We start from the raw sequence: 15083 nt of genomic DNA on the forward strand, positions 1-15083 counted from the left end.
ATGCAAGGGCTTTGCAACGCCGTGTCAGGCCAAAAACAGCCAAACCCGGCGGGCTGGGCGCTTTTTGCGCCGACTCTGCGTTGTCGCTTCGCTGACATAACCGGTTATGCGGCGCTCGCAACGCCTTGATTCGGCGCGAAAAGTGCTCCAGCGTGAACGCAAACAAAACGTCAACAGAACCTAGGCCGCATCCGGTAAACTGTCGGGCTATCCATTTTGCCTAAGTCATTGTGAACAAAGCCGCTTTTTCCTCGCTCGCCCTGCCGCCCGCCTTTTTGCAAAACCTCGACAGCCTCGGCTATCAGCAGATGACGCCCATCCAGGCCGCCAGCCTGCCCGATGCGCTCGACGGTCGCGACCTGATCGCCCAGGCCAAGACCGGCAGCGGCAAGACGGCCGCCTTCGGCATTCCCATCCTGCACAAGCTCAATCCGCGCTTTTTCGGCGTGCAGGCGCTGGTGATGTGCCCGACGCGCGAGCTGGCCGACCAGGTCGCCAACGAACTGCGCCGGCTGGCGCGCCACATCGACAATGTGAAGATCGTCACGCTGTGCGGCGGCGTGCCGATGGGCCCGCAGATCGGCTCGCTGGAGCATGGCGCGCACATCGTCGTGGGCACCCCCGGCCGCCTGCAGGACCATCTCTACCGCGAAACGCTGGATCTGTCGCGCGTGCACACGCTGGTGCTCGATGAAGCCGACCGCATGGTCGACATGGGCTTTGTCGACGACATCACCCGCATCGTCCGGGCCTGCCCGAAATTCCGCCAGACGCTGCTGTTCTCGGCCACCTACCCCGATGCCATCCGCAAGATCGCCGCGCCTTTTCTGCGCAGCCCGCTGGAAATCCGCATCGAAAGCCAGCATTCGGACAAGCTGATCGAGCAGCGTTTCTATGCCGTTGCGCACGAAGAGCGCAATGCACTGGTGTCCGAGCTGCTGCGCCACTACCGCCCGGTGTCGGCGCTGGCGTTTTGCAATACCAAGATCCACTGCCGCGAGCTGGTCGAACAATTGCAGGACGCCGGCTTTGCCGCGCTGGCGCTCTACGGCGAGCTGGAACAGCGTGATCGCGACGAAACGCTGGCGCAGTTCGCCAATCGCAGCATCACGGTACTGGTGGCCACGGACGTGGCCGCGCGCGGGCTGGACATCTCCGGCATCGATCTCGTCATCAATGTCGACATCGCCAAGGACACCGAGGTGCACATCCACCGCATCGGCCGCACCGGCCGCGCCGGCGACAAAGGCCTGGCGGTGAGCATCGCCAGCCCGCAGGAAAAGAAGTGGGTGCGCTTCATCGAGGAATACCAGGGCGGCCCGGTACGCTGGTTCGAGCGCGACACGCTGACCGACACCGATCCCGCGCCGCTGCTGCCTCCGATGCGCACCCTGCAGATCGCCGGCGGCAAGAAGGACAAGCTGCGCCCCGGCGACATCCTGGGCGCGCTGACCGGCGACGGCAAGCTCAGCGCAGGCCAGGTCGGCAAGATCAGCGTGTTTGACCAGCACTGCTTTGTCGCCATCGCCAGCGACGTCGCCGACGCGGCATTCCGGCGGCTGGAGCACAGCAAGATCAAGGGCCGGCAATTCAAGATGCGCTGGCTGGGCTGAGTGCCGAGCCGGACTTCCCGCCCCACACTTTCGCAATCGTACTCATGCAAACGACCATTTCACGCGCAATAAGAGCGAGCATCCACCTGCTGTTACTGGTGCTGCCAAACGTCGCGACACAGGCCGCTGCCGGCACGGATAGCCGCTTCAGCGACCCGGAAGACGGGCAATTTGATCTCAGCGAACATCTGCTGAACCACAAGGGCTTTCTGCCGATTCCGCTGATCATCACCGAGCCGGCGCTCGATTTTGGCGGCGGCGTGGGCCTGCTGTGGTTCAGCGATTCGCTGGCCAGCTCCGGCGAACGCGCCAAGACCGGTCATGGCCGCTTCACCCCCCCTGCCATGGGTGGCCTGTTCGGCTTTCGCAGCGGCAATGGCAGCAAGGGCGCCGGAGGCGGCTATTTCATCCCGCTGGATGATGATCGCCACCGCTATCTCGGCGGCGCCGGCGCCGTTGATCTGCAGCTGGACCATTACAGCCTGCGCGGCGATGCCCGCAGCTATGCGCTCAGTGGCACCGGTCTGGTCCAGCAATGGCTGTCGCGGCTTGGCGACAGTGACTGGTTTATCGGCCCGCGCTATGTGTTTTTCCGCTCGGAGGCGCGCTTTGGCGGCAGCGGCCAGCCAGACCGGCTGCCGCGTGATCTGGACGTGCGCATCAGCCAGCTGACCGCCGTCATCGATTACGACAGCCGGGACAATATGTTCACGCCCAATCGCGGCGACTTTCTGGAAATCGAGCTTGGCACGGTAAACCAGGCGCTGGGCGCCAGCGTCGATTACAACTCGCTCAATGCCCGTGGCTACCATTACGAACCGCTTGGCAAACAGATCGTGCTTGGTCTGCGCGGCGATGCTCGCTCGGTCAGCAGCGGCGCTCCCTTCTTTGCCCAGCCCTATGTCAATCTGCGCGGCGTACCGGCGCTGCGCTACCAGGACAGCCGCACACTGGTGGCCGAAACCGAAGTCCGCTGGAATGTGACGCCGCGCTGGGCCGTGATCGGCTTTGCCGGTGCGGGCAAGGCCTTTGGCGAGCGCAGCAGCTGGGACGGCAGTGAAACGGTGCATGCGGGCGGCATCGGCCTGCGCTATCTGCTGGCACGCAAGCTGGGTCTGTATGGCGGCATCGATCTGGCACGCGGCCCGGAGGATAACGCCGTCTATATCCAGATCGGCAGCGCCTGGCGCTGAAACCCGCCCGCTGACCTTTAGCGCCTGAGCAGCTGTCCGTTCTCCAGCCTGACCGGGTCGCCTTGGGCAAAGCCGTGGTCGGCCTCCTCAAGCACCACGCTTTCCTCGCGGCCATCCTCGAAGAGCACGGTGACTTCCCAGGCTTTTTCCACTGCTAGCTGGCGGTCCAGCTCGGCGCCGAGCAGCGCGCCGCCCAGTGTGCCCAGAATGATCGCCAGCGTACGCCCGCTGCCCTCGCCGATCTTGCTGCCCAGCATGCCACCGGCGGCCGCGCCGCCGATGCGCCCCAGCCACGGCCCTTCGCCACGACGCTCGATTTCCTGCACGCGACTGACCACGCCACACTCCCGACAGCCGGTATCGGCCGGCCGGGTCATGGCGCGCTTGAGTTCGGCCTTCTTGCGACTGATGGCTTCGCCGCGACAGGCGGCCTGGCTGGCCTTGTCGAGTTCACGGCACATGCCCAGCAGCAGCTGGTACTGGCTTTCGATCTGCAGCTTCTGGGCAGGCAGATCACCGTCATAGCCGGCAACCGCGGCGTTGCGGTCACGCGCAGTCCACCAGCGCTGATAGGCAAGCTGGCGCTGGGTCTTCGCATCCTGCAGGCAGGCCGGCTGATCGGCGCTGGCAAATTCGTGGCAGATTGCGACTTCCAGCCGGTAATCGCTTTCGATGCGCTCGCGCTGCGCCGGCAGATCGCCGGCCCATGCGAGAGGGCCCAGCAAGACGGCCAGGCAGCCGAACAGACATCCGTGAACAAGGCGGGCCATGGCCGTCTCCTGCTGCGTGCTTGAAAACCCAGCATAGTCTTTGGCACGCCGCCCGGCTGTGACGGCGGCCTCAATCGATGACGAAGACGCCGTGGCTGAGGCGCCTGCCCTGCGGCCGGCGCGCGAAATACACCCAGGCGATCAGCTCCTCGCCCGAGGGGCCGCGCACGCGCACCTGTTCGCGGCAATAGGCATCGGGATGCCCTTCCAGCTCGTCGAGGTCCAGCAGGGTGGCGTAATCGACCAGATACAGCTCGCCGCGCACCGGGTAGCTTTCCTCCTCGCGCACCAGATGCGGCACGGCATCCGCGTAGAGCGTATACCAGTCCACGGTTTCGGCCTCGCCCAGGAGGGTGGCGCCCGCCAGCCAGCGGTGGTTCCAGCCGCCACGCTTGAGCGTGCCATACACAAAGACGGTAATCGGATGCATCATGGCCCGCTCCTGCGCACTGCCGACATACGTTACAACCCATCCACCCACAGCCATTCAACAGAATAGGCTGCATGGCAATACCCACCAATATCAACGCAGGCAGATCAGCAATGCTCGATCTGCAGCTGCACCGCACGCTCACCGCGAAATTCGTTGATACCGATACGATAGGCGGCATGAATCTCGGCCGGCAAGGGCTCGGCGTGCTGGAAGCGCATGGCATCCAGCACGAGGCCGTGCGGCGTGGCCAGGCGCAGTTTCAGATGTTTCTCGCCGACCAGGCGCTGCTCGACGACGCGGAATGCGCCGGTGAACACCGGCGGCGGAAAGCCCTGCCCCCAGACCTGCTGCTCCAGCCGTTCGACCTGGGCAAAGTGATAGCCCTCGGGCGGCAACTCGCCGTCGGTATCGATCTGCTGCTCGGGCAGGCGCCCTTCCAGCAGCTCGCCGCACACCGTCTCGAAGAGGCTGGCAAAACGCGCAAAATCGGCCGGGTGCAGCGACAGGCCGGCGGCCATGGCATGCCCGCCAAAGCGGGCAATCAGGCCTGGCGCGCGCTTGCTGACCAGATCGAGCGCATCGCGCAGGTGCAGGCCCGGAATCGAGCGCCCCGAGCCCTTGATTTCGCTGTCGCTGGCCTGGGCAAAGACGATGGTCGGGCGATGAAAGCGCTCCTTCACCCGCGCGGCGACAATCCCGACGACGCCCTGATGCCAGTCGGGCTGATACAGCGCGACGCTGAAGCGGCCTGCCACATTGACATGCTCGAGAATGCGCTCGGCCTCTTCACGCATGCCGCCCTCGATTTCGCGGCGCGCGCGGTTCATGCGGTCGAGCTCGCGCGCCAGCGGCTCGGCGGCGTCTTCGCTGGCGGCCAGCAGGCAGGCGATGCCCAGGCTCATGTCATCCAACCGCCCGGCGGCGTTCAGTCGCGGCCCGAGCGCAAAGCCGAGGTCAAAGCAGCCGGCGCGCGCCGGATTGCGCCCGGCGATGCGCAGCAGCGCGAGAATGCCCGGCGCACAGCGACCGGCGCGAATGCGGCGCAGACCCTGCTCGACCAGAATGCGGTTGTTGGCATCCAGCCTGACCACGTCGGCCACTGTTCCCAGCGCGACCAGATCAAGCAGCATGCCCAGATTGGGTTCGGTTTTTCCGGCAAAGGCGCCGCGCTCGCGCAGCACGGCGCGCAGCGCCATCAGCACGTAAAACATCACGCCGACGCCGGCGAGGTTCTTGCTGGGAAATTCGCAGCCCGGCTGGTTGGGGTTGACGATCAGCGCCTCGGGCAAGGCATCGCCGGGCAGGTGGTGATCGGTGACCAGCACCTCCATGCCGAGTTCGCGCGCGCGCGCCACGCCGGCCACGCTGGCGATGCCGTTGTCCACCGTGATCAGCATAGCGGGGGAGCGCGTGGCGGCCTCGTCGACGATTTCCGGCGTCAGGCCGTAGCCATATTCGAAGCGGTTGGGAACGATGAAGTCGACCAGCGCCCCCATGGCCGCCAGACCGCGCATGGCGACCGCGCAGGCGGTCGCGCCGTCGGCGTCATAGTCGGCAACGATGAGCATTTTCTGCCCGGCGGCAATGGCATCGGCCAGGCGCTCGGCCATGACGCGAGCATTGTGCAGCTGCTGCCAGGGCAGCAGCCGGCCCAGTTCGTGCTGCAGTTCGGCCACGCTGGCAATGCCGCGCGCGGCGTAGATGCGCGCCTCCAGCGGCGTGAGACCCTCGGCGGCCAGCCGGGCGGCCAGCCCGGCTTCGACCGGACGGGCCTGCAGGTGAATGGGGCGCAATGCGGCGGACGAGCTCATTCGCGCACCTCCGGCAAGGCGGGACGACGCCAGAAGCACCAGCGCGAGCCGGCGGCAAGCTGACGGCTTTCGCCCAGCTCCGGTGCGATCAGGGTGATGCTGCGGACGGTTCCGGCCTGCCAGGCGGCCAGCAGCGGTGCAAACCAGTCACGTTCCAGCGCCTGCCAGGCGGCAAACCAGGCCACCGGGTTGGCGGCCTGCAGGGCCGGCAGCGCCTGATCCAGAACCGCACAGCGCAGCGGCGGCGCGAAGGCGGCGGGCAGCGGCGTCACCGGCAGGCCGGCCGCCTGCTGGATGGCACAGAGCAGCGCATCACTGCTCGCCACCCCGTCAGTCAGGCCGGCCGGCGACTGCGGCAGGGGCCAGACTCCGCCACCGGAAAGCCACACGCCACTGACCAGCGGCAAGCCCTCGGCCGAGCGCCGGTCGTTCACCGGGTGGGCATAGAGCAGCATCTGGATTTCATTGAGCAGGCCATGCCAGTGCAGGGCATCTGCTCCTTGCGGCAAGGCTGCGCCAATGGCGCGCCCGAGCACCTGCGCCAGTGGCGTGAACGTCACCGCCGGTGCCTGCGGCAGGCGCAGGAACCAGCCATCCGCCACACTGCGGCATTGCCAGCCGTCGCCGGCAAAATGCCGGGCAATGGCATCCAGCAGCGCCGCGCCATCTGCGGCGGGCAGACTGCCGGCCGGCAAGGCATGCAGCACCAGGCCATCGTTCTGCACATCCAGCGTGACCGGATCCATGCGCAGCCAGTAGCCCGGCTCGGGCTGGCTGGCGGCCAGCAGCAGCGGTGCTTCCGGCAAGGGATCCAGCCCGGCCAGCTTGGTGCGCCAGCCGGCCAGACCAGCCTCCGGCACGCGGGCCGGGCGTCCCAGTCCCCACAGCCGGGCCAGTGCCGGCATCGGCAATTCGCGGCGGGCGGCACGATTGATGTCGGCATCGGGCCAGCGCCAGCCAAAAAGATAAAGCGTCATGTCCATGGCGCGATGTTAGCATGAAGCCCGGACCAGCGATTCCGGCCCCGACCCGCCAGACAGCCCCTTGCCCCCTCACCCGCACAGCGACTGCGCAGCGGTTTCGCGTTAAACTGCGCCCCTTGATTCCGACTGTGTTCCGGCATGGCTTTTCTTGCACTCGATACCGCGACCGACCATCTGTCCCTTGCGCTTGCCACGCCCACCGGCCTGGTGGCGCGCGACTGGCACGTCGGCCAGAAACACGCCGAGCTGACGCTGCCGCGCTTGCGCGAGCTGCTGGAAGAAAGCGGCACGCCGCTCGCCGCGCTGGAGGGGCTGGCCTTTGCCGCCGGCCCCGGCTCCTTTACCGGCCTGCGCATCGGTTGCGGCATCGCCCAGGGTCTGGCCTTTGCGCTGGGCATTCCGCTGCTGGGCATTTCCACGCTGGAAGCGCTGGCCGAGGCGGCCCAGGCGACGCATCCGGATCAGCCGCAGCGCGTGTACTGCTGCCTGGATGCCCGCATGAACCAGGTCTATGCCGCCGCCTATGCACGCACGCCGGCCGGCTGGCAGCTGGAAACCGGCCCCGTCGTCTGCGACCCGCAGGCCATTCCCCTGCCCGCCGGTACGGACTGGCTGGGTGCGGGCAGCGGTTTTGCGCTGTATGGCGATGTATTGCAGGCGCGCCTGGGCGAGCAGCTCGCTGGCATCGATGCCACGCTGGCGCCGCGTGCCAGCCACATGCTGGCGCTGGCGCAGCCGCGTTTTGCAGCCGGCCAGGGCGTGCCGCCACACGAAGCCGAGCTGCTCTACCTGCGCGACAAGGTCGCGCTGAAAACCCACGAGCGCGGCTGATGATGGATCAGGGGATTTGCCGGCTGGCCAGCAATGATCTGGCGGAGCTGCAGGCGCTCGATGCCGCCACCAATGCGCACCCCTGGAGCACGGCCGGCTGGCAGTCGTCGCTGGCAGGCGATCTGTGCCTGGGCTGGCGCGCCAGCGGGCAGCTGCAGGGCTTTGCGGTTTGCCAGTTGCTGGCCGGTGAGGCCGAGCTGCTGCTGATCGCGGTTACCCCCGAACACCAGAGACAGGGTATTGCCTCGAAACTCTTTCAGGCATTGGGCTCAGAGCTGGATACCCGGCAAGTTGAACGGATTTTTCTTGAAGTGCGCGCCAGCAATGCACCCGCGCGCGCCTGCTATGAGCGCCACGGCTTTCGCGAATGCGGACGGCGCAAGAATTACTACCCGGCGGCTGCGGGACGCGAAGACGCCATCCTCTACGCCCTGGAACGCCGTGCCAGCGAGGAGCCGCAATGAACGCACGCAGCGAGAAACTGTCGGCACTGGGCATCGGCCCCTTCTGGCTGCGGCGCGAGCTGCTGGCGGAACTGCGCACCGAAGCGGCCGTAGCACAAGCGGACACGCCACCCGCACAAGCCGCGCCCGCGCCGGAAACCGCTGCACCGGCTACCCTGGCCGGACACGGCACGCCAGTGGGACATGGCACGCCAATCGCGCGCACGGCGCAAAAACTGCTGGAACAGGTTACGCGCGCCGCCAATCCGCTGCTGCAGCAGCGCCATCAGCAAACGCTGCAGCAAGCCGCACGCACCGCGGACGGCGCACCGGCCGACGAGCGCGGTGCGCGCATCGCCATGCTGGACTGGCAGGCGCTGCAGGACGAAGTCGCCGGCTGTCGCGCCTGCGGCCTGTGCGAGCAGCGCACGCAAACCGTCTTCGGCGTGGGCCAGACGCGGCCCGAGGTGGTGGTGGTCGGCGAAGCGCCCGGCGCCGAGGAAGACCGACAGGGCGAACCCTTTGTCGGCGCGGCGGGCCAGCTGCTCGACAATATGCTCAAGGCCGTGCGCCTGTCGCGGCGCGAGCAGGTCTATATCGCCAACGTGCTGAAATGCCGCCCGCCCGGCAACCGTAATCCGGCGCCGGCCGAAGTGACGCAGTGCAGCGTCTTTCTCGATCGCCAGCTGACCCTGCTGCAACCGCAGGTGATCTTCGCCGTCGGGCGCTTTGCCATTTCGCACCTGCTGGGCAGCGATGCGCCAGTCTCCGCCCTGCGTGGCAAGGTGCATGAATGGCGGGGCATTCCGGTCATCGTCAGCTATCACCCCGCCTATCTGCTGCGGAATCTGCCGGACAAATCCAAGGCCTGGTCCGACCTGTTGCTGCTGGAGAACACGCTGGCACAAAAGCGCGGCTAGGCTCCCCATCCCGCGCCGGCTTCGTCTAAAGTTAGTCAAATCATTCCAACAAGCCGCGCAATGACCACCACACTGCACATTGGCCGCCAGCCAATTGTCAACAGATCGGGAGAACTGTTCGCCTACGAGCTGCTGTTTCGGGACAGCCAGATCAATCAGGCGACGGTCATCGACGATCTGGCGGCCACCTCGCAGGTCATCCGCAATGCCTTCAGCGAGTTTGGCGTGCGCCATGTGCTGGAAAACCATCGCGGCTTCATCAATGTCAGCGCCGATCTGCTGATGTCGGATGCCATCGAGCTGCTGCCGCCGCAGGCGGTGGTGCTGGAAATCCTGGAAACCGTGGCGCTCACGCCGGACCTCGTGGCGCGCTGCGCCGAGCTTGTGACGCGCGGCTTCACGCTGGCGCTGGACGATGTGCACCACCTGGCGCCGGAACACCTGCCCATCCTGCCGCACATCAGCTTCATCAAGCTCGATCTGCAGGCCTGCACGCCCGCCGAACTCGCCGAAACCATGGCGGCCTTTCGCCCCTACCGGCTGCAGATGCTGGCCGAGAAAATCGATACCGAGGAACAATTCGCCCATTGCCACGCGCTGGGCTTCGACCTCTTTCAGGGCTATTTTTTTGCGCGGCCGACCATCCTCACCAGCCGCCAGCCGCGCACGCCCAACTGGGCGCTGCTGCAGTTGCTGGGCCTCTTGAACCAGGACGCCGATACCCGCGATCTGGTGCGCGCCTTCCAGCCCTCGCCGCAGCTGAGCTTCACCCTGCTCAAGCTGGTCAATTCGGTGGCCTGCGGCGCGCCCTGCCACATCGACAGCATTGAACACGCCCTGAGCCTGCTGGGCCGGCGACAGCTGATGCGCTGGGTGCAACTGCTGCTGTTCACCCGCAACGACACCGGCCTTGCCCGCCAGGATCCGCTGACCAATCTTGCCGTTTGCCGCGCCCGGCTGATGGAACTGCTGTGCCTGCAGCGTCATCCGGGGCAGCGCACACTGGCCGAACAGGCCTTCATGGTGGGCCTGCTGTCGCTGCTGGAAGCACTCTACCAGGAGCCGCTGGCCGACCTGCTGGCGCAAATGCAGCTGCACGCCGAGATCGAGGCGGCCCTGCTGGCTGGCGAAGGCAGGCTGGGCGAGCTGCTGGGTGAGGTGCTGCTCCTGGAACGCTGCGAAGCCAGCGGCAGCATCGATGCCCGCTGCGCGGCAGCATCCGCCCTGCTGCTCGACGCCATGACCTGGGCCGACCAGCTGCTTGCTGACAGCGCCCAGGATTGAGGCACGCTCCGCCATGAGCCCGAACACCCTCACCTTCGCCCGCAGCCTGATCATTGCCTTCACCCTGCTGGCCATCACGGCCAGTGAGCAGGCCTACCGCATGGTCGACCAGATCGGCCGGAATGCCGAGCAGGAACGGAGCATGGCCGAAATCCAGGCGCGCAGCCAGGTGTTCTGGTACTGGCTGGAAGAACAGGTCACCGCCGGACGCCACCTCGCGCGCTATTGCTGGGCAAGCGGCGCGCCGCCGGCGCCGGACTGCCAGGCCTCCAGCTCGCCACTGAGCAATCGCATCCGCTATGCCTACGTATTGGCTGACAGCCATTCCGCTACCTTGCCTCAGAGCCAATACCCCAGTGGGTTAATGACACCGGGCCCGGTCAGCGATCCGGATTTCCAGCGCGCGATCAGGCACAGCCTGGGCAAGCAGCAGGCCATGTGGTACCAGCACCTGCAGGATCGCCGCGCCATCTATCACCTGCAGCCGCTGGACGCGCAGAGCCTGGTGCTGGGGCGCTTCGAACTTAAGCAACTGGCGCAGCAGCTTGGCAACAGCCAGAACAACCAGTTCAGCGCCCGCCTGGCCGTGGCCACCGGCAGTGACGGCGAATGGCGCTTTGTGCTGGGCGAGCCGGAAACCACGCTGGCCGAGCGCACCCGATTCAGCTGGCAAAGCAAGGCGGGTGCCGGCAGCTGGCAGATTTACTGGCACCACCACACGGCCAGCGGTGCCACCCATGTGCCGGCGGCGCGCTTCATCCGTGTGGGCGGTCTGGCCTTTGCCCTGATCACCCTGCTGTGCGCCTGGTTCGCCCTCAACACCCTGCAGCGCAGCCAGCGCCAGGCCGCCGACCTCAAGGCCCTGACCGACGAGCTGGCCGACAGCGAACGCAATTACCGCCTGCTCGTCGAGCAGATTCCCGGGGCGGTTTTCCGCAGCAAGCCCGGCGACGAGGGCCACCAGCTGCTGCTGGCCAGCCCCGGCATCAGCCTGCTGACCGGTTGCCCGGAGCGCGACTTCCTGCCATCGGGCAACCGGCGCTACATGGACCTCGTGCATCCGGCCGACCGCGAACGCCTGGCCGATACCGTGCGCCGGCATCGCGAGCGCGAAAGCACCTATGAAATCGAATACCGGCTCAAATCGGGCAAGGACCAGTGGCTGTGGGTGCTGGAATGCGCGCAATCGCGCGAGCACCCCAGCGGCGCCATCCTGATCGACGGCATCGTGTTCGACATTACGGCCCGCAAGCTGGCGCAACATGCGCTGCAGGAAAGCGAGGGCATCCTGCACGCCATCATCGACCATACGCCGAACATCGCGATTCAGGGCTACACCATTGACGGTCGCGTGGTGTTCTGGAATCAGGCCAGCCAGTTGCTCTATGGCTGGAGCGAGCAGGAAGCCGTGGGCAAGCGCATCGACGAGCTGATCATTTCCAGCCGGGAAATGCTCGACTTCCTCACCCAGCTGGAATGGGTGGGCTCGCACAATCGCGCCATCGAGCCGATGGAGCTGAAGCTCAACTGCAAGAATGGCGAACGCCGCTGGATGCTGACAACCATCTTCCCCGTCGGGCATTACCGCGGCGAGGAAGTGTTTGTCTGCATGCACGTCGACATCGATGCCCGCAAGAAAATGGAAACCGAGCTGCGCAGCATCCAGCACATTCTGGAAAACGAAGTTTCAGAGAGCCGCACCGAGCTGGAAAGCGCCAATGTGGAGCTGGGGCAGGCGCTGAAACTGCTGATGCACGCGGAAAAACTGGCGGCACTGGGCAGCCTTGTCGCCGGGCTGGCGCATGAGCTGAATACCCCCCTGGGCAATACGCTGACGGTGGCGACCACCTTGCGCGACAATGTGCAGGAACTGAACCGGCAGCAGGAAGACGGCACACTGCGCAAATCCGCCCTGCAGCAGTTCATCGGTTTCAGCGTCGAAGCCGCCGACCTGATCGAGCGCAACGCCCGGCGCGCCAGCGAACTGATCGCGCATTTCAAGTCGGTCGCCACGGACACGACCAGCGACCGGCGGCGCGAATTTGATCTGGGCCTGACGATCACCGAGGTGCTCACCACGCTGAGCCCGCAGCTGAAACACCAGCCGCATACGGTCGAAGTGGCGATTCCCGATGGCCTGCTGCTCGACAGCTACCCCGGGGCACTGGAGCAGATCGTCACCAACCTGATCCAGAACAGCCTGAAACATGCCTTCGGCGCTGGCCAGGCCGGGCATATCCGCATCAGCGCCAGCCGGCTCGAGCTGCCGCAGCCGACCATCCGGCTCGATTACCAGGACGACGGCAGCGGCATCCCGCCGGAGTTGCAGACCCGTGTCTTTGAAGCCTTCTTCACCACCAAACTGGCCGAAGGCGGCAGCGGTCTTGGGCTATACATAGTAAGAAATTTGACGGAAAGCGTTCTGGGCGGCACCTTGAACCTTATCAGCAATCCGGACAGCGGCACCCGCTTCATCCTGGATTTACCCGAACATGCCCCCCGAACCCGCAAGGAGCAGGAATGAGCGAGCTAGAGCATGACGAGCTGCTGCAATGGCAGGAAGAAGACGACACACCACCCGATGAGCCGCTGCACAGCTGGCCCATCCTGGTCGTGGACGACGACGATGCCGTGCATGCCGCCACCCGTCTTGCCCTGCATGGCATCCAGATCCAGCAGCGCGCGCTGGCGCTCACCCACGCCAGCTCCGCCGCCGAGGCGCGCACGATTCTGGAGAAACAGCGCGATTTCGCCGTCATCCTGCTGGATGTGGTGATGGAAAGCGGCCAGGCCGGGCTCGAACTGGTCGGCGACATCCGCAAGCATTACGACATGAATGAATGCCGCATCATCCTGCGCACTGGCCAGCCGGGTTATGCCCCGGAAATTGCGGTGTTCAACGACTACGACATCAACGACTACCGCACCAAATCCGAGCTGACGCGCACCCGCCTGATCACGGCAATTACCGCAGCGCTGCGCTCTTATGACCAGATCCGCACCATCGCCGAAAACCGTCGCGGCCTTGAGCTGATTGTCAGCGCGGTGGCCGACCTGATGGAAAAGCATGCGCTGACCCAGTTCGCCGAAGGCGTGCTCACGCAAATGACTGCGCTGCTGAAGCTGCCGCTGGATGGCATCGTCTGCGCCCAGAAAGGCTCGCCGTTTTCCGATGACAATGACGAGCGCCTCTACATCGTTGGCGCGGCCGGCCGACTGGCCCACCTGATCACCGCCCCCGTGGACGAACTGCACGAGCCGCATATCGAGCACAGCATCCGGCATTGCATCGCCCAGCAGGCTCATGTGTTCGCGCATGATGCGACCACGCTCTACCTGCGCGGCGGCAACCAGGAAGCCGCCGTTTATGTGCATACCGGCAAGCAGCTCACCGAGCAGGACCGGCAATTGCTGGAAGTCTTCGCCGCCAATATCAGCGCCTGCTTTGGCAACGTCAAGCAGGTGGAAATGCTCAACTACGTCGCCTACCACGACACGCTGACCCGGCTGGCCAATCGCAGCTGCTTCATCCTGTGGCTGGACATCGCCACCCGCCAGGTCAACCCGCGCGAGGTGGTCTGCCTGATCGACCTCGACCATTTCGCCGACGTCAACGATGCGCTGGGCCATGATGTCGGCAATGCGCTGCTGGTGGCCGTCGCCGAACGGCTGGAACAGCATCTGGCACCCCACTGCCGCATTGCCCGCACGGGAGCTGACATTTTCGGCCTGCTGGGACCGGAAAACCTGCTCAATCCGGAAAACCTCGAAAACATCTTCAATCAGTCGTTTGCCGTGGGCGAGCACCACCTGCCGGTGACGATTACCACCGGTTATTGCCGCATGCTGGAAGGGGGCGAATCGGGCTTCACGCTGCTCAAGCGCGCCAATATCGCGCTCAATCGCGCCAAGAAGCACTTTCATGAAAGCCACGAATATTTCATGGCCGACATGGAAGACAACACGCGCTGGCGCCTGGAAGTCATCCGCCACCTGCGCCACGATTTTCAGCTCAAGAGGCTGGAAGTCTGGTACCAGCCGCAGATCGAGCTGGCCACCAACAAGGTCATCGGCATGGAAGCACTGCTGCGCTGGCCCTCCGAGGATGGCTTCGTGCAGCCGCCTTCGGTCTTCATCCCGCTGGCGGAATACTCCGGGCTGATCGTCGAAATTGGCGAATGGGTGCTGGCCGAGGCCGCCGATGCCTGGCGCAGCCTGCAGGATCTCTACAATGCCCCCAAGCGCGTGGCGGTCAATGTCAGCATGCCGCAATTCCGCAACCGCCGGCTGATCGACCGCATCGCCGAAATCCTTGGCTCACACCGCCTGCCGCCCACCGCGCTCGAGCTGGAAATCACCGAAAGCATCGCCATGGACGAACCGAAGGTGGTGATCTCGGCGCTGGGCGCCCTGAAGGAACTGGGTGTGCACATTTCCATTGACGATTTCGGCACCGGTTTCTCGTCACTGGGCCAGCTGCGTTCGCTGCCGATCAACTGCCTGAAGATCGACCAGAGCTTCGTGCGCGAGATCGCCGACGGCCGCGGCGGCATGTACGCCGAAACCATTGTCGCGCTGGCCACCAAGCTGGGACTCTCCACCATCGCCGAGGGTGTCGAAACGGCTGAACAGGCCGGCTTCCTGCGCGCGCTGGGCTGCCGCGAGGCTCAGGGCTATCTGTACGCCAGGCCGATGACGCTGAAGGATTTCCGGGGCTGGCTGCAGCAACGCCGCGACTGAGCGGAGAATTTTGCTCCAAATCACTGAATCGCCATTTTCAATGGCGATTCCCGCCAGCCCGG

At 65.5% G+C, this 15083-nt stretch carries 12 protein-coding genes; 8 read left to right on the forward strand and 4 right to left on the reverse strand.

All coding sequences use genetic code 11. The annotated features are described in order from the left end of the window. Positions 1–230: 230 nt before the first annotated feature. Together dbpA and C515_RS0107885 are read left to right on the forward strand one after the other, a co-directional pair. Positions 231–1613 (forward strand): ATP-dependent RNA helicase DbpA, encoded by a 1383-nt coding sequence (gene dbpA / locus C515_RS0107880; RefSeq protein ID WP_028455071.1) that lies wholly within the window; start codon positions 231–233, stop codon positions 1611–1613. A 44-nt stretch (positions 1614–1657) separates the two neighbouring features. Then, a complete protein-coding gene (locus C515_RS0107885; RefSeq protein WP_211234011.1) occupies positions 1658–2806 on the forward strand; it encodes a BamA/TamA family outer membrane protein in 1149 nt (382 codons plus the stop codon). Between the two features lie 17 nt (positions 2807–2823). Here the strand turns inward: C515_RS0107885 and C515_RS20215 are convergent, their stop codons facing one another. The 4 genes from C515_RS20215 to C515_RS22460 form a co-directional block, all read right to left on the reverse strand. Continuing rightward, positions 2824–3576, reverse strand: a complete 753-nt coding sequence (locus C515_RS20215; RefSeq protein ID WP_043648700.1) for a glycine zipper 2TM domain-containing protein — start codon at positions 3574–3576, stop codon at positions 2824–2826. Positions 3577–3646: 70 nt separating this feature from the next. Continuing rightward, positions 3647–4009, reverse strand: a complete 363-nt coding sequence (locus tag C515_RS0107895; protein ID WP_028455073.1) for a gamma-glutamylcyclotransferase family protein — start codon at positions 4007–4009, stop codon at positions 3647–3649. Between the two features lie 104 nt (positions 4010–4113). Beyond that, the gene (gene recJ / locus C515_RS0107900; RefSeq protein ID WP_081686822.1) at positions 4114–5820 is read right to left on the reverse strand and encodes a single-stranded-DNA-specific exonuclease RecJ; all 1707 of its coding nucleotides are present in this window, start codon (positions 5818–5820) and stop codon (positions 4114–4116) included. Continuing rightward, complete coding sequence (locus C515_RS22460) at positions 5817–6797, reverse strand: hypothetical protein (RefSeq protein WP_144290398.1); 981 nt, start codon at positions 6795–6797, stop codon at positions 5817–5819. Before C515_RS22460 ends, recJ begins: the two co-directional genes overlap by 4 nt. Positions 6798–6941: 144 nt before the next feature. Between C515_RS22460 and tsaB the strand changes: the two genes are divergently transcribed. From tsaB to C515_RS0107935, 6 genes are read left to right on the forward strand one after another with little or no spacing between them, the layout of a single operon-like run. After that, positions 6942–7634: a tRNA (adenosine(37)-N6)-threonylcarbamoyltransferase complex dimerization subunit type 1 TsaB gene (gene tsaB, locus C515_RS0107910; RefSeq protein ID WP_028455075.1), complete on the forward strand. Its 693-nt coding sequence runs from the start codon at positions 6942–6944 to the stop codon at positions 7632–7634. Further along, entirely contained in the window at positions 7634–8098 is a 465-nt protein-coding gene (gene rimI / locus C515_RS0107915) for a ribosomal protein S18-alanine N-acetyltransferase (protein WP_051304764.1), read from the forward strand. Before tsaB ends, rimI begins: the two co-directional genes overlap by 1 nt. Beyond that, positions 8095–8997, forward strand: a complete 903-nt coding sequence (locus C515_RS0107920) for a uracil-DNA glycosylase (protein WP_028455077.1) — start codon at positions 8095–8097, stop codon at positions 8995–8997. The genes rimI and C515_RS0107920 overlap by 4 nt, the downstream gene beginning before the upstream one ends. Positions 8998–9057: 60 nt before the next feature. Next, a complete protein-coding gene (locus C515_RS20225; RefSeq protein WP_043648703.1) occupies positions 9058–10281 on the forward strand; it encodes an EAL and HDOD domain-containing protein in 1224 nt (407 codons plus the stop codon). 13 nt (positions 10282–10294) lie between these two features. Continuing rightward, positions 10295–12805 (forward strand): PAS domain-containing sensor histidine kinase, encoded by a 2511-nt coding sequence (locus C515_RS22465; RefSeq protein ID WP_051304765.1) that lies wholly within the window; start codon positions 10295–10297, stop codon positions 12803–12805. After that, positions 12802–15021 (forward strand): putative bifunctional diguanylate cyclase/phosphodiesterase, encoded by a 2220-nt coding sequence (locus tag C515_RS0107935; protein WP_028455078.1) that lies wholly within the window; start codon positions 12802–12804, stop codon positions 15019–15021. The genes C515_RS22465 and C515_RS0107935 overlap by 4 nt, the downstream gene beginning before the upstream one ends. Positions 15022–15083 lie beyond the last annotated feature (62 nt).

Origin of the sequence: Chitinilyticum litopenaei DSM 21440, assembly GCF_000428145.1 — a bacterium.
GTDB classification, from domain to species: domain Bacteria; phylum Pseudomonadota; class Gammaproteobacteria; order Burkholderiales; family Chitinibacteraceae; genus Chitinilyticum; species Chitinilyticum litopenaei.

Excerpts from the sequence above, each read along its gene's own strand:
- C515_RS22465 (WP_051304765.1), top strand. The coding sequence starts at position 10,295 with ATGAGCCCGAACACCCTCACCTTCGCCCGCAGCCTGATCATTGCCTTC.
- C515_RS0107920 (WP_028455077.1), top strand. The coding sequence starts at position 8,095 with ATGAACGCACGCAGCGAGAAACTGTCGGCACTGGGCATCGGCCCCTTC.
- C515_RS0107895 (WP_028455073.1), bottom strand. The coding sequence starts at position 4,009 with ATGATGCATCCGATTACCGTCTTTGTGTATGGCACGCTCAAGCGTGGC.
- C515_RS22460 (WP_144290398.1), bottom strand. The coding sequence starts at position 6,797 with ATGACGCTTTATCTTTTTGGCTGGCGCTGGCCCGATGCCGACATCAAT.
- recJ (WP_081686822.1), bottom strand. The coding sequence starts at position 5,820 with ATGAGCTCGTCCGCCGCATTGCGCCCCATTCACCTGCAGGCCCGTCCG.
- rimI (WP_051304764.1), top strand. The coding sequence starts at position 7,634 with ATGATGGATCAGGGGATTTGCCGGCTGGCCAGCAATGATCTGGCGGAG.
- C515_RS0107935 (WP_028455078.1), top strand. The coding sequence starts at position 12,802 with ATGAGCGAGCTAGAGCATGACGAGCTGCTGCAATGGCAGGAAGAAGAC.
- C515_RS0107885 (WP_211234011.1), top strand. The coding sequence starts at position 1,658 with ATGCAAACGACCATTTCACGCGCAATAAGAGCGAGCATCCACCTGCTG.
- C515_RS20225 (WP_043648703.1), top strand. The coding sequence starts at position 9,058 with ATGACCACCACACTGCACATTGGCCGCCAGCCAATTGTCAACAGATCG.
- tsaB (WP_028455075.1), top strand. The coding sequence starts at position 6,942 with ATGGCTTTTCTTGCACTCGATACCGCGACCGACCATCTGTCCCTTGCG.
- C515_RS20215 (WP_043648700.1), bottom strand. The coding sequence starts at position 3,576 with ATGGCCCGCCTTGTTCACGGATGTCTGTTCGGCTGCCTGGCCGTCTTG.